The 21,393-nt window shown below is 71.1% G+C and carries 17 protein-coding genes and 1 tRNA gene; 16 read left to right on the top strand and 2 right to left on the bottom strand.

The window, feature by feature from the left end; genetic code table 11:
• The first annotated feature begins 5 nt into the window (after positions 1-5).
• The 11 genes from ACWED2_RS43850 to ACWED2_RS43900 all read left to right on the top strand — a co-directional run bounded on the left by ACWED2_RS43850 (position 6) and on the right by ACWED2_RS43900 (position 13,404).
• Positions 6-875, top strand: coding sequence for an AAA family ATPase (locus ACWED2_RS43850; RefSeq protein ID WP_449696432.1), 870 nt, complete (start codon positions 6-8; stop codon positions 873-875).
• A gap of 51 nt (positions 876-926) precedes the next feature.
• A complete protein-coding gene (locus ACWED2_RS43855; RefSeq protein ID WP_449696433.1) occupies positions 927-2,687 on the top strand; it encodes a hypothetical protein in 1,761 nt (586 codons plus the stop codon).
• Between the two features lie 312 nt (positions 2,688-2,999).
• A tRNA-Arg gene (locus tag ACWED2_RS43860) sits at positions 3,000-3,076 on the top strand.
• A 39-nt stretch (positions 3,077-3,115) separates the two neighbouring features.
• Positions 3,116-4,228, top strand: a complete 1,113-nt coding sequence (locus ACWED2_RS43865) for a vWA domain-containing protein (protein ID WP_449696434.1) — start codon at positions 3,116-3,118, stop codon at positions 4,226-4,228.
• Positions 4,221-5,333 (top strand): XdhC family protein, encoded by a 1,113-nt coding sequence (locus ACWED2_RS43870; protein ID WP_449696435.1) that lies wholly within the window; start codon positions 4,221-4,223, stop codon positions 5,331-5,333. Before ACWED2_RS43865 ends, ACWED2_RS43870 begins: the two co-directional genes overlap by 8 nt.
• Positions 5,334-5,537: 204 nt before the next feature.
• A complete protein-coding gene (locus tag ACWED2_RS43875; RefSeq protein ID WP_449696436.1) occupies positions 5,538-6,062 on the top strand; it encodes a (2Fe-2S)-binding protein in 525 nt (174 codons plus the stop codon).
• Positions 6,062-8,503 carry a xanthine dehydrogenase family protein molybdopterin-binding subunit gene (locus tag ACWED2_RS43880; protein ID WP_449696437.1) on the top strand — a complete coding sequence of 814 codons (2,442 nt, stop codon included), beginning with the start codon at positions 6,062-6,064 and terminating at the stop codon, positions 8,501-8,503. The genes ACWED2_RS43875 and ACWED2_RS43880 overlap by 1 nt, the downstream gene beginning before the upstream one ends.
• Positions 8,500-9,354, top strand: coding sequence for an FAD binding domain-containing protein (locus tag ACWED2_RS43885; RefSeq protein WP_449696438.1), 855 nt, complete (start codon positions 8,500-8,502; stop codon positions 9,352-9,354). The genes ACWED2_RS43880 and ACWED2_RS43885 overlap by 4 nt, the downstream gene beginning before the upstream one ends.
• Positions 9,355-9,440: 86 nt before the next feature.
• Positions 9,441-10,406, top strand: a complete 966-nt coding sequence (locus tag ACWED2_RS43890; protein ID WP_449696439.1) for an SRPBCC family protein — start codon at positions 9,441-9,443, stop codon at positions 10,404-10,406.
• 510 nt (positions 10,407-10,916) lie between these two features.
• Complete coding sequence (locus ACWED2_RS43895; protein WP_449696447.1) at positions 10,917-12,137, top strand: diguanylate cyclase; 1,221 nt, start codon at positions 10,917-10,919, stop codon at positions 12,135-12,137.
• A gap of 208 nt (positions 12,138-12,345) precedes the next feature.
• The gene (locus tag ACWED2_RS43900; protein ID WP_449696440.1) at positions 12,346-13,404 is read left to right on the top strand and encodes an NAD(P)-binding domain-containing protein; all 1,059 of its coding nucleotides are present in this window, start codon (positions 12,346-12,348) and stop codon (positions 13,402-13,404) included.
• A 125-nt stretch (positions 13,405-13,529) separates the two neighbouring features.
• Here ACWED2_RS43900 and ACWED2_RS43905 read toward each other — a convergent pair whose 3' ends face one another.
• Positions 13,530-14,579, bottom strand: coding sequence for an aldo/keto reductase (locus ACWED2_RS43905; protein ID WP_449696441.1), 1,050 nt, complete (start codon positions 14,577-14,579; stop codon positions 13,530-13,532).
• 100 nt (positions 14,580-14,679) lie between these two features.
• Between ACWED2_RS43905 and ACWED2_RS43910 the strand changes: the two genes are divergently transcribed.
• From ACWED2_RS43910 to ACWED2_RS43925, 4 genes are all read left to right on the top strand, one after another.
• A complete protein-coding gene (locus ACWED2_RS43910; protein WP_449696442.1) occupies positions 14,680-15,255 on the top strand; it encodes a TetR/AcrR family transcriptional regulator in 576 nt (191 codons plus the stop codon).
• 268 nt (positions 15,256-15,523) lie between these two features.
• A complete protein-coding gene (locus ACWED2_RS43915; protein ID WP_449696448.1) occupies positions 15,524-17,077 on the top strand; it encodes a discoidin domain-containing protein in 1,554 nt (517 codons plus the stop codon).
• 11 nt (positions 17,078-17,088) lie between these two features.
• On the top strand, positions 17,089-18,318 hold the full coding sequence (locus ACWED2_RS43920) for an MFS transporter (protein ID WP_449696443.1): 1,230 nt from the start codon (positions 17,089-17,091) through the stop codon (positions 18,316-18,318).
• Positions 18,315-19,256, top strand: a complete 942-nt coding sequence (locus ACWED2_RS43925) for a TolB family protein (RefSeq protein ID WP_449696444.1) — start codon at positions 18,315-18,317, stop codon at positions 19,254-19,256. The genes ACWED2_RS43920 and ACWED2_RS43925 overlap by 4 nt, the downstream gene beginning before the upstream one ends.
• Here the strand turns inward: ACWED2_RS43925 and ACWED2_RS43930 are convergent.
• A complete protein-coding gene (locus tag ACWED2_RS43930; RefSeq protein ID WP_449696445.1) occupies positions 19,246-19,818 on the bottom strand; it encodes a TetR/AcrR family transcriptional regulator in 573 nt (190 codons plus the stop codon). The two genes, ACWED2_RS43925 and ACWED2_RS43930, sit on opposite strands and share 11 nt — an antisense overlap.
• A gap of 76 nt (positions 19,819-19,894) precedes the next feature.
• On the opposite strand from ACWED2_RS43930, the gene ACWED2_RS43935 reads away from it, so the two are divergent.
• Entirely contained in the window at positions 19,895-21,289 is a 1,395-nt protein-coding gene (locus ACWED2_RS43935) for a cytochrome P450 (RefSeq protein ID WP_449696446.1), read from the top strand.
• The last annotated feature ends 104 nt before the right edge of the window (positions 21,290-21,393 follow it).

Consider the following 21,393-nt stretch of genomic DNA (forward strand, 5'->3'; position numbering starts at 1 on the left):
ACAGCGTGACGGACTCGCCCGAAGAACTCGCCGCCGCGCTCGAAGCGACCGGCTACCTCGCCGATGACGGGCTCGCGACCGCCGGCTTCCTCGCCCTGCGGATGGGGCGCCCGCTCTTCTGCGAAGGCGAGCCCGGCACGGGCAAGACGTCCCTCGCCCTGGCCCTGGCCACCGCGCTGGAGCGGCCGCTCGTCCGCCTCCAGTGCCACGAAGGCATCGACGCCTCCCAAGCCCTCTACGAATGGGACTTCCCGCGCCAGCTCCTGCACCTGCGCGCGCTCGAAGCGGCCGGAGGCGGGCAGCTCGACGTCGACGCCGCGGAGCGCTCGCTCTACACCGAACGCTTCCTGCTGGCCCGGCCGCTGCTGCAGGCCCTGATCAGTGCCCCGTGCGTGCTGCTGATCGACGAAATCGACCGCGCCGACGACGAGTTCGAAGCCTTCCTCCTGCAGCTGCTCGACGAGCACGCCGTGACCATCCCCGAGTACGGCGAAGTCCGCGCCGAGCACCCACCGCTGGTCGTCCTCACCTCCAACCGGACCCGCGAGGTGCACGACGCGCTCAAACGCCGCTGCCTCTACCACTGGCTCGAACACCCGGACCTGGTGCGGGAGGTCGAAATCCTGCGCCGTAGGATCCCGCGGGTAAGTGCAGCTCTGGCTCGGCAAATTGCTGAAGCGGTGCATCGGCTCCGTGAAATGGACTTGCTGAAACCACCGGGAGTAGCGGAGTCGCTCGACTGGGCGCGCGCTCTATTGACTCTTCAGCGTGACGAGCTCGATGCGGCAACGGCGGCGCGAACACTCGGGGCCGTCCTGAAATACAGCGAAGACCTCGACCGGGTCCGGGCGAAACTCGACGCCTTGTTCGCCTGACCGCCCGGGTCGGGGGCCCGGTGTGGTCGAGGCGAAGGGGAGAACCTGCGGATGAGCGTGGCGGAGACGACGGAGACGAGACCGCCGTCCGAGAGCGAGCCGGGGCCGTCCGGGCCGGCGACCGCACGGCGCAGCCCCCGGGGCAAGCTCGCCGCCGTGGCCGCGGTCCTCGGCGGCACCGCGCTGATCGCCGTGCACGCCGCCCTCTACGGCCACTGGATGATCGACGACTCGGCCATCACGTTCGCCTACTCGCGCAACCTGGCCGACGGCTTCGGGCCGGTGCTCCAGCCCGGTGCCGCGCCGGTCGAGGGGTACTCCAACCCGACCTGGATGGTCCTGCTCGCCCTCGGCAAGCTCGTCGGCCTGTTCGACCACGGGACACTCTTCGGCGTCAACGACCAGATCCTGTTCCCGAAGGCGCTCGCGCTGGCCTGCTGCGCCGCCATCCTCGTGCTGTTCCACTTCGGTGCCAAGGTGCTCAGCCGCCGCCCGGCGCTGATCACGTTCGTCGCCGGGGCCGCGCTCGCCGCGATCCCGTCGTTCGTCATCTGGTGCTTCTCCGGGCTGGAGAACTCCTTCTACGCGCTCACGGTCGCCGCGCTCGCGGTGCTGATCGTCCGCGCGGTCCACAGCGGACGGCTCCTCGACACCCAGGTCGCCGTCGGCACCGGGCTGATCGCCGTGCTCGCCGCGCTGACCCGGCCCGACGGGATCATCTACGCCGGCGCGTACCCGATCGCCGTCCTGCTGTTCCTCAAGCGGGACCTGCTCGGCCGCAGCGTTCGCGCGGTCGTCCTCTCGGTCGCCGCCTTCGCCGTCCCGTACGGCGCGTACCTGGTGTTCCGGTGGTTCGAGTTCGGCCGCCTGGTCCCGAACACCGCCGTCGCGAAGGGACAGGAGCCGCCGACGATCGAGGACCTCGCCCGCCCCGGCGACATCGTCTCCTACGTGGGCTGGCTGGTCGTCGCGATCGCCGTCGCGTGCCTGGTGGTGCTGCTGGTCCGGCCGTCGCGGCTGCGCACCGGACTGGTCGCCCTGATGGTGCCGTTCGGGCTCACCGTCGCCGCCTACATCGTGCTCGAGTACGACTGGATGGGGCAGCTGCGGTTCGCCACGCCGGTTTGGACGCTCGGCGCGTTCGGCGGCGCGATCGTGGTCGTCGAGGCGCTCGCCGTGGCCCGGTTGCGGGGGCGGATCGCGCTCGCCTGCCTGCTGGTGGTGGCGCTGGTCAGCTCGGTGAGCGGGCTCTACGACCAGGGCACGTCCTACCGCGCCAACGTCAAGACGGCGTTCTGCATCGTGGCCGAGCGCGACGCCCGCACCATCAACGGCCTCGCGGACATCCTGAAGCTGCCGGACTCGGCCCAGGTCGGCCTGATCGACCTCGGCGGGACGTCGCTCGGCAGCCGCCTCCGGGTGCTCGACCTGGCCGGCCTCGGCGACAAGCAGGTGGCGGACTACCTGCACGAGTCCGACGTGACGGGCGTGCGAAACCTCGTCTTCGACCAGGCCAAACCCGAGCTGATCACGTTCATCGGCTCGTGGATCACCACGCTGGGCTTCGACCAGGACCCGCGGTTCGAGCGCGAATACGCGACGGTCTTCGTCAACCCGCCGATCGGCAACCTGACCATCGATTCGCGCAACTGGGTCAGCTACCACGTCCGGCGTGACCTGGTCGACGACGCGAAGCTCGCGGAACTCAAGGCGTACACCCAGAAGACGCTGCCGCCGCTGCTGGAGCTGAACAAGACGGCGGGGCTGCGCGGCTGCGCGAACGTCCAGCCCGGCTTCAAGGCCGCCGCCTGACCGAAGCACACCCGACGCCCGCCTCGACGGTCCTTTGTGGACCGTCGAGGCGGGCGTTTTTAATTGCGTTGCCGCTCGCGGCGGACTGAGGCATCCTTCTTTTCGACACAGCACAGCACGCCACACCGAGAGGAGGAGATCGTGACCCGACGGCAAAACCGGATCCTCGGCGGCGCGATCTCCCGCGTTCGCTGAATTCCCTTTCTTTCCGAAGAGCTCTTCGCGCCCACCCGCCGCTACCTTGGGTCGGCCGCGGCGAAGAGCGCGGTCTGCGCGCCCGCCCGGGGAGGGGCGCGTGCGCAGACCGCCCTTGTCCCGGTAGCTCAGCAGGACAGAGCGCGGCGCTACGAACGCCGAGGTCCGAGGTTCGACTCCTCGCCGGGACACCAACGCCGACACGGCAGCCCGAATGCGCGCACAATGGATGTGTGACCACCGCCGCCGATCCCGTCGCCGGGTACGCCGGGTTCGCCGCCGCGCTGCGCGAAGCCGGTGTCGCCTGCGACGCGCACCGCGTGCAGGCGTACCTCAGTGCCGTGGCCGAGATCGACGTCGCCGAGCCCACCCAGCTGTACTGGGCCGGGCGGCTGACGCTCTGCTCCAGCCCCGACGACCTCCCGTGCTACGAAGAGGCCTTCAGCCAGTGGTTTTCGATCGAAACCACCACCCCGCGGCGGGCGACCTCCGCCGCGCCCAAGAAGGCCAGGATCGCTCCGCTCGCCGCGGCCGAGGGCGCGGACGGCGAGGGCGGAGAGGGGCACGACCAGCTGAAAGTCGCCGCCAGCGCCCACGAAGTGCTGCGCCACCGCGACCTCGCCGAGCTCACCACCGCCGAACGCGAGCACCTCCGCGAGCTGCTGGCCACCCTGAAGCCCGTCCTCCCTCGGCGCCCGGCCGCCCGGCGGACGCCGTCCCGGCGCGGGCGGCTCGACCCGTCACGCACGCTGCGCGCCATGTTGGCCGGCGGCGGCGAACCCCTGAAGCTCGTCCACACCCGCCGCGGCAGGCGGCCGCGGCGGGTCGTGCTGCTCATCGACGTCTCCGGCTCGATGAGCCCGTACGCCGACGCCCTGTTGCGGTTCGCCCACGTGCTCACCCGGGCCGCGCCGCCGTCCGTCGAGGTGTTCACGCTCGGCACGCGGCTGACCCGGGTATCGCGCCAGCTGCGGCAGCGCGACCCGGAACGCGCGATGCTCGCGGCGGGCTCGGCCGTGCCGGACTTCGCCGGCGGCACCCGGCTCGGCGAGACGCTCCAGGCGTTCCTCGACCGCTGGGGCCGGCGCGGCGTGGCGCGGCGTGCCGTGGTCACGGTGTTCTCCGACGGCTGGGAGCGCGGCGACACCGGCCTGCTCGGCGAGCAGCTCGCGCGCCTGCGCCGGCTCGCGCACGCCGTATTCTGGGTGAATCCGCACGCCGGCCGTGCGGGTTACGCTCCGGTCCAGTCGGGCATCGTGGCCGCGCTGCCCCACATCGACCGGCTGCTGGCCGGGCACACCTTGGCCACTTTGGAACGACTGCTCGGGGAGATTTCCGATGCGTGACGTACTGGACGACGTGTTCCGCCGCTGGTCCGAAGGCGAGACCGTCGGGCTCGGCACCGTGGTCGCCACCTTCAGTTCGGCGCCGCGCGCGCCGGGCGCCGCGATGGTCGTCGCGCCGGACGGCACCGTCGCCGGCAGCGTGTCCGGCGGCTGCGTCGAGGGCGCGGTCTACGAGCTCGCGCAGGAGGTCGTCGCCGAGCGCAAGCCGGTGCTGCAGCGCTACGGCGTCAGCGACGACGACGCCTTCGCGGTCGGCCTGACCTGCGGCGGGATCATCGACATCTACGTCGAGCACGTCGATCGCGAGTCGATGCCGGAGCTCGGCGACGTGGTCGCGTCGGTGCGCGGCGGCGAGCCGGTCGCGGTCGTCACGATCATCGAGCACGAGCGGGAAGGCCTGGTCGGCGAGCACATGATCGTCTGGCCGGACCGCACCGCGGGCTCGCTCGGGTCGTCGCGGATGGACGACGCGGTGGCCGACGACGCGCGCGGCCTGCTGGCCAGCGGCCGCACCGGCACCCTGCACTACGGCCCGGACGGGCAGCGCCGCGGCGAGGGCATGGCGGTGTTCGTCAACTCCTTCGAGCCGCCGCCCCGGCTGCTGGTCTTCGGCGCGATCGACTTCGCCGCCGCGATGGCCCGCATGGGCGCCTACCTCGGCTACCAGGTCACGGTGTGCGACGCCCGGCCGGTGTTCGCCACCGCCAGCCGGTTCCCGGACGCGGACGACGTCGTCGTCGACTGGCCGCACCGCTACCTGCAGGCCGAGGCCGACGCGGGGCGCATCGACCAGCGCACCGCGATCGCGGTGCTGACCCACGACCCGAAGTTCGACGTGCCGCTGCTCGAGGTCGCGCTGCGCCTGGACGTCGGCTACGTCGGCGCCATGGGGTCCCGCAAGACGCACGACGACCGCTTCGCCCGCCTGCGCGAAGCCGGGATCACCGAAGCGGAGCTGGAAAAGCTGTCGTCGCCGATCGGCCTCGACCTCGGGGCGCGCACGCCGGAGGAGACGGCGGTGTCGATCGCCGCGGAGATCATCGCGCTGCGGTGGGGCGGCGGCGGGAAGCGGCTGGCCGAGCTTTCGGGACGCATTCACGGCTGACTGATCCAGGTGGCCGACAATGTTCACCCGTCCGGATGTCCGCACATACGGAGTTGTGCTGCCTCTCGGCACGTATCTGCGGAACAGGTAGTTGAACGTGTGACATCAGGGCTTGTCGACGCGAAGGTCGAGTAGCACGCTCGGGGTTTGTGAGCCCGATCACTCATCGGGCGGGCCGTTCCCGAACCGGCTTTTGGAGGCCTGATGCGCATCACCGTCACCGTCGACGGGACGAAGTACACCGACGAAGTCGAACCCCGCACCCTCCTCGTGCACCACCTACGCGAAAAACTCGGGAAGGTCGGCACCGTCGTCGGCTGCGACACCAGCAACTGCGGCGCCTGCACCGTCCACCTCGACGGGCACAGCGTGAAGTCCTGCTCCGTGCTGGCCGTGCAGGCCGACGGCTGCGAGGTCACCACCGTCGAAGGCCTCGCCCGCGACGGCAAGCTGCACCCGGTGCAGCAGGCGTTCCACGACAACCACGCGCTGCAGTGCGGGTTCTGCACGCCCGGCATGATCATGCAGTCGATCGACCTGCTGGCCGACAACCCGGACCCGGACGAGCAGGCCGTCCGCGAGGGTCTCGAAGGCAACCTCTGCCGCTGCACCGGCTACCAGAACATCGTCCGCGCGGTCCGCGACGCCGCGAAGCAGATGAGCCCCGGCGCCGGGCCCGAAGCCGAGCGGATCGCCGAGAACAAGCACGTCGGCGTGGGTGGTGACTGATGACCGCCACGATCGAACCGGAGGTCGGCAAGTCCCGCCGCCGCAAGGAGGACGAGCGGCTGATCACCGGCCGCACCCGCTGGACCGACAACATCACGCTGCCCGGCCTGTTGCACCTGGCCGTGCTGCGCAGCCCGTTCGCGCACGCCAAGATCGTCTCGATCGACACGGCCGCGGCGAAGAGCGCGCCCGGCGTCATCGCCGTCTACACCGCGGCGGACCTGGACCCGGACGGCGCGGTCGGCATGCCGTGCGCGTGGCCGATCACGCCGGACATGAAGGCGCCGCGCCGCCCGGTGCTCGCCGCCGGCACGGTCAACTTCGCCGGTGAAGGCGTCGCGGTCGTCGTCGCGCGGTCGTCCGCCGAAGCGCACGACGCGCTCGAGGAGATCGACGTCGAGTACGACGAGCTGCCGGTCGTCCTCGACATGGAAGCCGCGATCGCCGACGGCGCCCCGCTGGTCCACGAAGACCTCGGCACCAACACGAGCGCCGTCTGGAAGTTCGACTCCGGCGAGGCCGGCACCGGCGGCAACGTCGAGGACGCGATCAGCTCGTCGGAGGTCGTGCTCAAACGCCGCTTCCGCCAGCAGCGGCTCGTCCCGGCCTTCATGGAGCCGCGCGCCTGCGTCGTCGACCCGACCGGCACGCAGATCACCATGTGGTCGGCCACCCAGATCCCGCACATCCTGCGCGTGATGTCGGCGCTGACGCTCGGCATCCCCGAGCACAAGCTGCGCGTGATCGCCCCGGACGTCGGCGGCGGCTTCGGCGGCAAGATCGGCGTCCTGCCGGAAGAGATGATGTCGCTGCTGGTCGCGCAGAAGCTCGGCAAGCCGGTCAAGTGGAACGAGTCGCGGTCGGAGACGATGCTCGCCGCCCACCACGGCCGCGACCAGATCCAGGACATCACCATCTCGGCGACCCGCGACGGCCAGGTCACCGGCCTGAAGGTCGAGCTGCTGGCCAACCTCGGCGCGTACAACGGCCTGGTCGGCCCGGGCGTGCCGATCCTCGGCGCGTTCATGTTCAACGCGATCTACAAGATCCCGGCGTACCACTTCGCGTGCACCAACGTGTACACGACGACGACGCTGACCGACGCCTACCGCGGCGCCGGCCGCCCGGAGGCGACGTTCGCGATCGAGCGGATCATGGACGAGCTCGCCGTCGAGCTCGGCATGGACCCGCTGGAGCTGCGCGAAAAGAACTGGATCAAGCACGAGGAATTCCCGTTCACCACGGTGTGCGGGCTGACCTACGACTCCGGCAACTACGAGGCCGCCACCGAGAAGGCCAAGCAGCTCTTCGACTACGACGGCCTGCGCGCCGAGCAGGAGAAGCGCCGCGCGTCGAAGGACAAGGTGCAGCTCGGCATCGGCATCTCGACGTTCACCGAGATGTGCGGCCTCGCGCCGTCACGGGTGCTCGGCTCGCTCGACTACGGCGCCGGCGGCTGGGAGTACGCGTCGATCCGGATGCTGCCCACCGGCAAGGTCGAGGTCACCACGGGCGCGTCCGCGCACGGCCAGGGCCACGAGACGGCGTGGAGCCAGATCGTCGCCGACCAGCTGGGCGTCGCGTTCGAGGACGTCGAGATCCTGCACGGCGACACCCAGTCGTCGCACAAGGGCATGGACACCTACGGCTCGCGCTCGCTGGTGGTCGGTGGGATCGCCATCGTCAAGGCCGCGGAGAAGGTGATCGCGAAGGCCAAGCCGATCGCGGCGCACCTGCTCGAATGCGCCGAGGACGACCTGGAGTTCGCCGGCGGCAAGTTCACCGTGAAGGGCACCGACACGTCGACGACGCTGGGCGACGTCGCGCTCGCGGTGTTCGCGGCGCACAACCTGCCCGACGGCGTCGAGCCGTCGCTCGACTCGGACGCCACGTTCGACCCGGAGAACTTCTCGTTCCCGCACGGCACGCACCTGTGCGCGGCCGAAGTGGACACCGAGACGGGCCGGATCAAGCTGCGCTCGTACGTCTGCGTCGACGACGTCGGGGTCGCGGTGAACCCGTTGATCGTCGAAGGTCAGGTGCACGGCGGGCTGGCGCAGGGCATCGCGCAGGCGCTGTTCGAGGGCACCGAGCACGACGAAAGCGGCACGCTGACGACCGGCACGTTCGCCGACTACCTGCTGCCGTCGGCGGCCGACCTGCCGTCGTTCACCACCGACCGCACGGAGACGCCGTCGACGACCAACCCGCTCGGCGCCAAGGGCGTCGGCGAGGCGGGCACGATCGCGTCCACCCCGGCGGTGGTCAACGCGGTGATCGACGCCGTGCGCCCCTTCGGAGTGAACGACATCGAGATGCCGCTGACCCCGATGCGGGTGTGGCACGCCATCCAGCACGGCACCACCGACGCGGGCGGCCCCGGCCGTTCCGAGGCCGGCGGCGGACTGGGCTCCATCGACGCTTCCGGAGGTGTGCAGTGATCCCGGCCCCGTTCGACTACGTCCGCCCGTCCACAGTGGACGAAGCGGTGCAGGCACTGGCGGCGGCCGGCGAGGACGCCAAGGTACTGGCCGGCGGCCAGAGCCTGCTGCCGGTGCTGCGGATGCGCCTCGCGGCCCCGACCACACTGGTCGACCTCGGGCGCGTCGCCGAACTGCGCGGCGTCCGCGAAGAGGGCGACGAGCTGGTGATCGGCGCGATGACCACGCACTACGACGTCCAGCGGGACGCGTTGGTGGCATCGCACGCGGCGTTGCTCAAGGAGGCCACGGACACGGTCGCCGACCCGCAGATCCGCCACCGCGGGACGCTGGGCGGCGCGATCGCCCACGCCGACCCGGCCGGCGACCTGCTGGCGCCGGTGCTGGCGCTGGACGCGTCGCTGGTGGTGGCCGGCCCGTCGGGGCGGCGCACGGTGCCGGCCGCGGACTTCTTCCGCGACCTGTTCACCACCGCGCTGGCACCGGACGAGCTGCTGGTCGAGGTCCGCGTGCCCAAGCACACGGGGTGGCGGGCGCACTACGAGAAGTTCAACCGCGTCGCCCAGGCGTGGTCGATGGTCGCGGTCGCGGTCACGGTCCGGACGGAGGCGGGCGTCATCGAGGAGGCGCGCGTCGCGCTGACGAACATGGGCTCGACCCCGGTCCGGGCCTCCGGAGTCGAGGCGGCACTGGTCGGCGTCCAGGCATCGGCGGAGGCGATCACCGCGGCGGCGTCGCACGCGGCGGAGGGCACGAATCCGCCGGTGGACAGCAACGCCGACGTCGAATACCGCCGTCACCTGGCGCAGGTGCTGACGGGCCGCGCAATAGCGGCGGCGGCCGGCGCCTGAGGGAGTCCGGTTCGCCCACCCGGGCCGCCGTCCGGCGGCTAGGGTGGGCACCGGACCCCCGTCGTCATCAGGAAGGAGGTCGGCCCGTGCGGCTCGACCACGAATTCACCGTCCCGGCGCCGATCGGCGAGGTCTGGCAGGCGGTCGTCGACCCCGAGCGCGTCGCCCCCTGCATGCCGGGCGCCACGCTGACGAAGGTCGAAGGCGACAAGTTCAGCGGAACGGTGAAGGTCAAACTCGGGCCGATCTCCCTGCTGTACAAGGGGAATGGCGAGTTCCTCGAGAAGGACGAAGAAGCCCGCAAGGTGACGATCAAGGCCTCGGGCAAGGATTCCCGCGGAGCCGGCACGGCGGCGGCAACGGTGACGCTGACGTTGACGGAGACCGACGGCGGAACCCACGGAGCGGTGTCGACCGACCTGGCGATCACGGGCAAGCCGGCCCAGTTCGGCCGCGGCTTGATCAGCGAGGTGGGCGGCAAGATCCTGGACACGTTCGCGGGGTGCCTGTCGGGCAAGCTGGCCCCGGCGGAGGAGGCGGCAGCTCCCGCGAAGGGCGCGTCGGCGGGAGCTGCGGCGAAGGGCACTCCGGCCGGAGCTGCGGGGAAGGACGCCCCGGCGGGAGCTGCGGGGAAGGGCGCCCCGGCGGGAGCTGCCGCGGCGCAGGAGCCTGCGGCGAAGGGCGCCTCCGCGGGGGATGCCGCGGCTGCTCCGGCGGCGGCCGCTCCGGTGGCGGCGGCCGCTGCCGCGCCGGTGGCCGAACCGGCCGCGAAGCCGGTCGCGGAGGCCGGGTCGGCGGCCACGTCCGAGCCCGTGGCCAAGCCGCAGCCGGCGGTCAAGCAGGCGCCGACGACCCCGGAGATCAACACGGAGCCGAAGCCCAAGCCGGCGGACCGTCCGGCGTTGCACAGCGTCCCGGCACCCCCGGAGACCGAGGCGATCGACCTGCTCGACTACGCGGGGAAGTCGGTGCTCAAGCGGGTGGTCCCGGCGCTGGCCGCCATCGCCGCGGTGGTCGGCCTGGTGGCGATCATCCGCGCCTTGCGCAAGTAGATCGACTCGCGACGGCGCTCGCGCCAACAAGTCGCGGCGGTGATCTGCGGTGCGTCGCCAGGTTGCGCCGGGGCTTGCGGTGCGCGGATTTCGGGGAGAAGCGTGGCCGCAATGGCGGCGCGCCGCAGCGGCCGGTCCGGCGGCCGCGGCCGTGCACTGCGCAACCGAGCCGGGCCGGGCCGAGGTTCGGCTCGGGCGCTCCGCGGCAATCGTCCACCCTCTGCGCGAGTCGGCTGGCGCGTCCCCGGTAGTGATCCGTACGTGAGGCGCTGAGCCGCGTCGATCTACCCTGCGCGGGTCTTCGAGCCGGGGCGTTGCGGGCAATTCGCCTGGACTGGCGACGCGCGTCGCTGGAACGGCTACGCTGGGCTACCTGGTCGGCCGAACTTTGCGCGAGGGGTACGTCACGATGCCGGTTCGTCACGTCTGTGACCTCGGCTCTTGAGAGCCCAGGCCGCCGTGCGCCGGGGTGCGCTTTCCACCTGGCCCGGCTGGCCTGCGCGATGGGCGATGTGGGGCGGGGCGAAGACCCGCTGGATCGCCTACGCCCTCGGCTGTGAACTGCTCGCCGTCGTCGCGACCGGGGCCGCGCTGGCCGGCGGGTTCGGCGGGCCGGTGCGTCCCGGGTGGTTCGCCGTGCTCGTTGCGCTCGGGGTGGCGCAGGCCGAGATGTCGCGCCGCATCGAGCGGTTGCGGCGGTGGATGAGCGGGCAGACGCACATCAACGTCACGTCCGTCTGGTACCTCGCCGGTGTGGTCCTGCTCCCGCCGGCGTGGGTGGCGCTGCTGGCCGTCGTGCTCTACACGCACCTGTGGGTGCGAGTGTGGCGCCAGGTCCGTACGCGGCCCGCGCACCGTTTCGTGGCCAGCACGGCGTGGGCGATGCTCTCCTGTTTCGCTGCTTCCTCCGTTCTCGCGGTGTTGGGGCTGCACGGGACGCCATTGCAGACGCCGCGCGGACTGTTCGCGCTCTGCCTGGCGGCCGCGGTGTTCGAGCTGGTGAACGTCGGCCTGGTGGCGGCCGGCATCTACCTGTACACCAGCCAGCGCTCGGCGGCCGATCTCGTCGGCACCTGGGAGGACAACGCGTTCGAGCTGGCGACCCTGTGCTTGGGTGGGCTTGCCGCCCTGGCGCTGGTCGAGCAGCCGGTGCTGGTGGTGTTCGTCGTGGCGCCGTTGTTGCTGCTGCACCGGTATCTGCTGTTGAAGCAGCAGCTGCAGGTCGCCGCTGTCACGGACGAGAAGACCGGGCTGCTCAACACCGCGGGCTGGCACGAATCCGCGACGCGCGAGCACACCCGCGTGCAGCGCCGCGCCGGCGGGGGCTTCGCGGTGCTGATGATCGACCTGGACCACTTCAAGCGGATCAACGACACCTACGGCCACTTGACCGGCGACGACGTGCTGGCGGCGGTCGCGGTGGCGATTTCCGGTTCGGTGCGCCAGGGCGACACGGTGGGCCGGTTCGGCGGCGAGGAGTTCGTGGTGCTGCTGCCGGGTATCGGCCGCGCGGACGTGCTGGCGATCGCCGAGCGGGTGCGGGTGGCGGTGGGTGAGCTGAACGTGGTGATTTCGACGGGTTCGGGAACGGTCCGGGTGAGTGGCCTTTCGGTCTCGATCGGGGTCGCCCGGCATCCGGATGCCGGGCCGACGCTCGATGACGTTCTCCGCACCGCCGATGCCGCGCTGTACCGGGCCAAGGAGGCCGGGCGGAACCGGGTTGCGGTGTAGAGGGACTCAGCTCGGGGCGCCGGAGCCAGCTGGTGCGGGGCTGACCGGTCAAGGCCCGCGGGACAGGGAAGCGCCGGTCGCAGCCTCATGAGGGCTGTACCAAGGACCGGATGGGCGGGAAAGGCGCGGATGGCGGCGTGGTGGCCCAGGCCCGGCCACTGTGACGTAGCGCGCGAAATATGCCACCGCTGGTTTCGTTGCACCTCCTATGAGCGGCGCGGATCACGAGACGGATGTTGTGGTCGTCGGGGCCGGGCAAGCCGGGTTGTCCGCGGCCTACCACCTGCGGCGGGCCGGGTTTGCCAACCGAAGCGGGTTCGTCGTGCTCGACCACGGGAAGCGGGCCGGTGGTGCCTGGCAGTACCGGTGGCCCTCGCTGGTTCTCGGGAAGGTCCACGGCATCCACGATCTCCCCGGGATGGCCTTCGGCACCCCGGACGTGACGCGCCCCGCCTCCGAAGTCGTCTCCGAGTACTTCGGGCGCTTCGAAAGCGTTTACGACCTTCCCGTTCTCCGGCCCGTGGACGTCCAGTCCGTGACGCGGGCGGGCGAGCGGCTGATCGTTTCCAGCCCCGCCGAATCCTGGGCTGCCCGGGCCGTCATCAGCGCCACCGGGACCTGGGACCGGCCCTTCTGGCCGCGCTATCCCGGCCAGGAGACCTTCGCCGGGCGGCAGCTGCACACCGCCGACTACACCGGGCCCGAAGACCTGCGCGGCCGGCGGGTGGTCGTGGTCGGTGGCGGGGCTTCCGCCGTTCAGCTGCTCATGGAGTTCGCGCCGCTCGCCCGCGCGACGGCCTGGGTCACGCGTCGGCCGCCCGTGTGGCGGGACGAGCCCTTCAGCGAGAACTGGGGCCGCAACGCCGTCGCCAAGGTCGACGAGCGGGTCCGGGCCGGGCTGCCACCCGAAAGCGTCGTCAGCGTGACCGATCTGGCCGTGACGCCGGAGGTGCGGGCCGCCCGGGCCGCCGGGATCCTCGACCGGCGGCCGATGTTCGAGCGGATCACGCCCGAGGGTGTCGTCTGGGCGGACGGCGCGCGGTTCGACGCCGACGTGATCCTGTGGGCCACCGGGTTCCGCGCGGCGATCGATCACCTTGCGCCGCTGCACATCCGCGAACCCGGTGGCGGCATTCGCATGGACGGCACCCGGGTGGTGCTGGAGCCGCGGCTGCACCTCGTCGGGTACGGGCCCTCGGCGAGCACGGTCGGCGCCAACCGGGCCGGCCGGGCCGCGGTCGCGGAAATCCGGAAACTGCTGCGCTGAAGGTCTTCGCCGGACGGTGCCGGCGGGGGCGGTAGGCGTCATGCAATCCAAGTTACCGAACACCTGTGCGAACGCCATCGCTGAATCGGGTGATCATCGGAAGCTGTTGCGCTCCAAGGAAACCCTTACGCCAGCGCCATTCCCGGCACGCGAGCCCGGATCGCCGCCATGGTCGCCTCGTCCGAGACGCCCTGCCAGTCGTACCGCGGTGTGTAGGGCGCCGTGAGCGCGCGCACGTCGTCATCGCCGAGCGAGACGTCCAACGAAGCCACCGCGTCGTCGATCTGCTCGATCGAACCGGCGCCGACCAGCGGAGCCGTGACGACCGGCTGCCGGTGCAGCCAGGCCAGCGCGATGGCCGCGCGGCTCACGCCGTGGGCCGCCGCCACCTTCCCGACCGCGTCCACGATCGCGCGGTTCGACGCCTCCTCCGCGGGCGAGTACAGCAGGTCCGCGTAGGCGCCGTCGGTGCCGGACCGGGCCGTCGACTTCGCGTCGTCCCAGGCGCGGGCCAGGCGGCCGCGGGCCAGCGGGCTCCAGACGATCGTGCCGACGCCCTCGTCCAGGCACAGCGGGATCATTTCGCGTTCTTCCTCGCGCGCCAGCAAGTTGTAGTGGTCCTGCATGGACACGAACCGCGCCCAGCCGTGCTGCTTCTGCAGGTGGAGGGCCTTGGCGAACTCCCACGCGAACATCGACGACGCACCCAGGTACCGCACCTTGCCGGCCTTGACCAGGTCGCTGAGCGCTTCGAGGGTCTCCTCCAGCGGCGTCTCGTGGTCGTTGCGGTGGATCTGGTAGAGGTCGACGTAGTCGGTGCCCAGTCGCCGCAGTGAATGGTCGATCTCGGTCATGATCGCCTTGCGGGACAGCCCGCGGCCGTTGGGGCCGGGCCGCATCGGGTGGCGCAGCTTGGTGGCGATCACGACGTCGTCGCGGTCGGCGAAGTCCTTGAGCGCGCGGCCGAGGATCTCCTCGCTGGACCCGTTCGAGTACATGTTCGCGGTGTCGAAGAAGTTGATGCCGGCCTCGAGGGCGTGCTTGATCAGCGGCCGGGCCCGTTCCTCGTCGAGGGACCAGACGGGGTGGCCGCGGTCGGGGACGCCGTAGCTCATCGCGCCGATCGCGACGGGGGAGACGTCCAGGCCGGTGGTGCCGAGCTTCACGTAACGCATGAGGTTCTCCTGGGGAAGGAACTCGCGGAGGATTCTCCGGATCTGGGGACGAAACTAGCGGAGGATTCTCCGCATGTCAACGATGAGGCATGATCGGGGCATGACCGAGGGGACGTACGGCACCCAGCGCAAGGCCGCCGCGCGCAACCGCGTCGCGATCATCGAGGCCGCGCACGAGCTCTTCGCACAGAACCCGCTCGTGCCGCTGAGCGAGGTCGCCAAGCGCGCCGGCGTCGGTGCCGGGACCCTCTACCGCCACTTCCCGACGCGCGAAGACCTGATCATCGGGGCCTACCAGCACGACATCGAACGCCTGACGGCCACCGCCGACGACGTGCTGGCCCGCCATTCGTCCGCGAAGGCCGCGTTCGTCGAGTGGTTCGAGACGCTGTCGGCCTACATCCGCATCAAGCACGGCCTCGGCGACGCGCTGCACAGCGCTGCCGCCCAGGAGCTGATCAGCGCTTCGTGGGCGCCGACGACGGCAGCCGTCAAGAAGCTCGTCGACGCCTGCGTGGCCGAGGGAACCATCGCGCCCGGGCACGACCCCGCCGACATCATCATGCTCATGAGCTTCCTGTGGCGCGTGGCGAACAACGACGAGGGCGCGGCGCAGGGGCGCCGGCTGATCGCGGCCGTCTTCCAGGGCCTTCAGGCGCCGCCGCAGCCCGGCTGAGCGGATCCCGGCGCGCGGAGCAATGTGCCGCTCATCGGCACATCCGCTGAGCTGCGGAAATCGTGAAAAACTCACCCTCTTGACCGATTCAAGGACAAGACACGTCTTGTCAGCCCGATCGGCCTCTCGTTACAGTCCGAGAGGTTCGATTAGTTAGGAAACTTTCCTAACAGTTCACCTGACGCCGCAGCCCACCAGCCACCGCCAGGCCCGTAAGGAGCGCGACGTGCCGTCCACCCCACTACGCCCATTGGCCCGACTCACCCCGGTGATCGCCGCCGTGGTGCTGTTGCCGTCCGCGATCGCCGCGGCCGCCACCACCCAGGCCGCCGATGTCCTGCTGTCGCAGGGAAAACCCGTGGCCACCTCCACCGTCGAAAGCTCGTCCTACGCCGGCGCGAAGGCCGTCGACGGCAGCACCACCACCCGCTGGGCCAGCGCCGAGGGCGCCGACCCGCAGTGGCTGCGGATCGACCTCGGCCAGTCCGCGAGCATCCACCGGGTCGTCCTCAACTGGGAAGCCGCCTACGCCAAGAAGTACCGCATCGAGGTCTCCGACGATGGCACGTCGTTCACCACGGCCGCCACGGTCGACACCGGTGACGGCAAGATCGACGACCTCGGCGGCCTCACCGCCCGCGGCCGCTTCGTGCGCTTCGTCGGCCTCACCCGCGGCACCAGCTACGGCTACTCCTTCTGGGAGATGCAGGTCTTCGGCACGACGGACTCCTCCGGCGACACCCAGGCCCCGAGCACCCCGGCCGGCCTCACCGCGGGCCCGGCGACCGCCACGAGCGTCCCGCTGAGCTGGGGCGCCGCGACCGACAACGTCGGCGTCACCGGGTACGACATCCTCCGCAACGGCACGGCGGTCGCCACCAGCGCGACGACGTCCTACACCGACACCGGGCTCACCCCGGACACGAGCTACACCTACGCTGTCCGCGCCCGCGACGCCGCGGGGAACGTCTCGGCCGCGAGCACGCCGATCACGGTCAAGACCGCGGCCGGGAGCGCGGGCTTCGTCCTCGCCGCGGCCGGCGACATCGCCGAGCAGTGCACCGCGAGCAGTTCCGGCTGCGTCCACCCCAAGACCGCGAAGCTCGTCGAGAACATGAACCCCGCGGCCGTGATCACCATGGGCGACAACCAGTACGACGAGCCCACCCTGTCGGACTTCAAGAACTACTACGACAAGACCTGGGGCAAGTTCAAGAGCATCACCCACCCGATCCCGGGCAACCACGAGTCCTACTCCAAGTTCACGGGCTACGAGCAGTACTTCGGTGCCATCGCCAAGCCGCAGGGCCAGCGGTACTACAGCTGGGAAATGGGCAACTGGCACTTCATCGCCCTCGACTCCAACGACTTCGTCACCCACGACGAGTTCGCCGAGCCGCCCCAGATCACCTGGCTGAAGCAGGACCTCGCGAACAACAGGAAGGGCTGTGTCGCCGCGTACTACCACCACCCGCGGTGGAGTTCCGGTGACCACGGTGACAACACCGACAGCACCGAGCTGTGGAACCTGCTGGTGGCCAACAAGGTCGACCTCGTCCTCAACGGCCACGACCACGACTACGAGCGGTTCGTGCCGCAGAACGCCGATGGCAAAGCGGACGCGAACGGCCCGGTCGAGATCGTCGGCGGCAGCGGGGGCGCGAACCTCTACGACCTGAGCCCGGCGCACCCGACGACCGCCAAGCTGCTGAAGACCTTCGGCGTCCTGAAGCTGTCGATGACGGACACGTCGTTCCAGACGCAGCTCATCGGCGTCGACGGCAAGGTCCTCGACAACAGCCCGACCTACCCCTGCCACTAGGAGGCCCGGGCATGTACATCGCGGCAAGCCGTACCTCGGACCTGGCGTCGGGGACCGACCGCGAACCGGCGCTGAAGCGGGTGTCCGCCAACGTGCTGGCGCTCGGGACGGTCAGCCTGGTCACCGACGTCTCGTCGGAAATGGTCACCGCCGTCCTCCCGCTCTACCTGGTGCTCGGCCTCGGCCTGAACCCGCTGCAGTTCGGGCTGCTCGACGGGCTCTACGCCGGCGCCACCGCGGTCGTGCGGGTGCTCGGCGGGCACCTCGCCGACCGGTGGCGGCGCCTCAAGGCGGTCGCCGGGTTCGGGTACGGCCTGTCCGCGGTGTGCAAGCTCGGCCTGGTCGCGGCCGGATCGTCGGTCGCGGCCATCGGGATCGTCCTCGCCGCCGACCGCACCGGCAAGGGCCTGCGCACGGGCCCGCGTGACGCGCTCATCTCGCTGTCCAGCGAGCCGGCCACCCTCGGCCGGTCGTTCGGGGTGCACCGGGCGATGGACACCGTCGGCGCGTTCCTCGGCCCGCTGGTGGCGATGGCGGTGCTCGCACTGAGCCTCGGCAGCTACCCCAGCGTGTTCTTCACCAGCTTCTGCGTCGCGGCCATCGCCGTGCTGGTGCTGGCCCTGTTCGTCCGCGACCGGCCCGGCAGCGTCGACCGCGCGGCGGTGTCCGCTCGAGCCGCGCTCGGCCTCCTGCGACAGCGGGACTTCCGGCGCGTCGCGCTCTGGGCGGCGCTGCTGGGCCTGGTGACGGTCGGCGACTCGTTCGTCTACCTGGCCCTGCAGCGCCGGTGGGAGATCGCGGCGACGTACTTCCCGCTGCTGCCACTGGGCACCGCCGGGGTCTACCTGCTGCTGGCCGTGCCGCTCGGCAAGCTCGCCGACCGCATCGGCCGCTGGCCGGTGTTCCTCGGCGGCCACGCGGCGCTGTGCCTGGCCCTGATCCTGCTCTGCGGCCCGGCTTGTGTGACGCTCGCCGTCGTCGCGCTCGGCCTGCACGGCGTGTTCTACGCGGCCACCGACGGCGTCCTGATGGCCGCGGCGGGCCCGCTCATCCCGGCCGGCCTGCGCGCCACCGGGCTGGCCGTGGTGCAGACGGGCCAGGCCGTGGCCCGGATGCTCTCCTCCGTCCTCTTCGGACTGGCGTGGACGCTGTGGGACCTGCGGCCCGCGGTGGGTGTCGCCGCGGCCTGCCTGGCCGTCGTCGCCCTCGCCGCCGCCTTCGCGAAACCGGTGCGCCCGTGAAGAAACTCGTCCTCGCCCTCACCGGTACGGCGCTCCTGATCGCCGCCGCCGTCACGTACACCGTCAGCGCGCGGCACGACACCGCGGCCGCCGAACCCGCGGCCGCGGTGACCCTCGCCCCCGGCCAGTTGTTCTTCCGCGACACGGCCACCGGCCGCGTCGGCGCCGTGCCGCTCGGCGAAACCACGGCGAAGCCGCAGCTCAGCGGCCTGAAGTGCGACCGGTTCGCGGTGGCGGGGCAGACCGCGGTGTGCCTGGCCGTCCGGCCCGGCACGCTCCCGGCGATCACGGACGTCCTGGTCCTCGACGACCACCTCGCCGTCCGCCACACCGAAACCCTGCCGGGCACGCCGAGCCGCGCCCGCGTCTCCCCGGACGGCAAGCGGGTCTACTGGACGCTGTTCGTCACGGGCGACTCCTACGCGCAGACCGGCTTCTCCACCCGCGCCGGGCTCTACGAAGTCGAGACCGGACGGCTGGTCAAGACGATCGAGGAGCTCCCGGTCTTCAAGGACGGCGAGCGCTACTTCGCCTCCGACGTCAACTATTGGGGCATCACCTTCGCACCCGACGGCAACCGCTTCTACGCCACGCTCGGCAGCAAGGGCAAGACGTACCTGGTCGAAGCCGACTACGGGCGCTACCGGGGCAAGACGCTGCGCGAGAACGTCGAATGCCCGTCGGTGTCCCCGGACGGCAAGCGGGTCGCCTTCAAGAAGAAGGTCGGCGGCGGCTGGCGGCTGGCCGTCCTGGACCTCGGGACGCTGAAGGAGACCGAACTCGCCGAGGCTCGCAGCGTCGACGACCAGGCGCTCTGGCAGGACGACCGGACGGTGCTGTACGGGCTGGACAACGCCGTGTGGGCGGTCCCGGCGGACGGCTCCGGCGCGCCGCGGCGGCTGGTCGGCGGGGCCGCGTCGCCGGCCGTCACGGGGTGAGGCCCACCGCCGCGAACAGCGTCCGGACGCAGAGGTCCCGCAGCTCGTCCTGGGTGATCTTCGGCTGGTCGAGCCAGTCGAGGATCACCGTCGCGACGAAGGTCAGCCAGCCGCGGACGGCGAGCCGGGAGACCTCGGTGACGTCGGTCAGCCCGGACAAGGCGGTGAGGATGCGTTCGGCGTTCGCCGCCATCCCGGCTTCGCGGATCTCGAGGATCTCCCGGTCGGCGCCGCCGGTGGCGCGGTGCACGATCCGGTAGCCGTCGGGGTGCGTGCGCGCGAATTCGAGGTACACGTCGAGGCCGGCTCGCAGCTGTTCCGCCACGGGCAGCGCGGGGTCCGGCGCGCTCATCGCCAGCAGCTGGTCGCGCTGACCGCGGACGATCTCGGCGAAGAAGTCCTTCTTGGTGGGGAAGTAGTGGTACAGCAAGCCGCGGGAGACCTGCGCGATCTCGGCGACCTCCTCGATCGACACTTCGTCGTACGGCCGCTTCGCGAACAACCCGGCGCCGATCCCGAGAAGCTGCTCGCGCCGCTGCTGCGTGCTCAGCCTCGTCCGCATGGCCCGACCTTACTTGACACGGGTTCAGTAGCGGGGGATCGTGGCCTTATTGGATTCGGATTCAATAGGGGGCGCCGTGGACACCACCGGGTTGCCGCACCGGCCGGGCCGGCTGCCGCTGATCGGCGACGTGATCGGGGCGAACCCCCGCACGCCGCTGCAGGACACCGTGCGCCTCGGCAGGCGGCTCGGGCCGGTCTTCACGCGCAAGTTCTTCGGGTTCGAGGCCGTGTTCGTCGCCGGGGTCGACCTGGTGACCGAGCTGAACGACGAGACGAAGTTCGGCAAGCACGTCGGCCTCGGCGTGGAGCAGCTGCGTGCGCTGGGCGGCGACGGCCTGTTCACCGCGCACACGCACGAGCCGAACTGGCGGCTGGCGCACGACATCCTGCAGCCGGCGTTCTCCGCGGAGGCGATGCGCCGCTACCACCCGGTCATGCTGGAGGTCACCCGCGAGCTCGTGGCGGCCTGGGACGCGGCGAGCGGGCCGGTCGAAGTCTCCGCCGACATGACCCGGCTGACCCTGGAGACGATCGGCCGGGCCGGCTTCGGCTACCGCTTCGGCTCGTTCGAGCGCGCCGAACCACACCCGTTCGTCACGGCGATGATCCGCGCGCTGCGGTACGCGCAGCTGCAGAACATCAAGCTGCCGTTCGTCCGGCGCGCGATCGCCGGGACGCGGAAGCAGAACCAGGCCGATCTCGCGCTGATGACCGGCCTGGTCGACGAGGTCATCGAACGCCGTCGGCAGGGCGGTGAGGAGAGCCGCGACCTGCTCGGCCTGATGCTCACCGAAGGCCACCCGGCGACGGGGGAGCGCCTGGACCCGGTGAACATCCGCAACCAGGCGATCACGTTCGTCGTGGCCGGCCACGAGACGACGTCCGGCGCGCTGTCGTTCGCGTTGTACTACCTGACGCGCCACCCCGAGCTCCTGGCGAAGGCCCGCGCCGAGGTCGACGCGGTCTGGGGCGACCGGGAGCCGGCTTTCTCCGACGTCGCGAAGCTGCGTTACGTGCGTCGCGTGCTCGACGAGGCGCTGCGGCTCTGGCCGACCGCGCCCGGCTACTTCCGCGAAGCACGCGAAGACGTCGTGCTCGGCGGCAAGTACCGGATGCGCAAGGGCGACTGGGTGATCGTGCCGCTCCCGCTCCTGCACCGCGACCCGGCGGCCTGGCCGGAGCCCGAGGTGTTCGACCCGGGCCGCTTCGAGCCTGCCGCGGTGAAGAAGCGGCCGGCGCAGGCGTACAAGCCGTTCGGGACGGGCGAGCGCGCCTGCATCGGCCGCCAGTTCGCGCTGCACGAGGCGGTGCTGGCCCTCGGCACGGTGCTGCAGCGCTACGACTTCGACGTGGATCCCGCTTACGAGCTTCGCATCGTCGAATCCTTGACGCTCAAGCCGAGCGGGTTCACGCTGCGGCCGCGCGTGCGGGCGTCGGCGCCGGCCGGAAATGTCGGTGCCGGCCGGTAGCGTGGAAAACGGGGGGGTGTCCCTATGTGGTTGTCAAGCCGCTGCGGGGGCTGGGGTGGGTTCGGGGTGTCGGTAGTGGGTGCCGTTGCGGAGCATCGCGTAGA

It is taken from the genome of Amycolatopsis sp. NPDC005003, assembly GCF_053600695.1.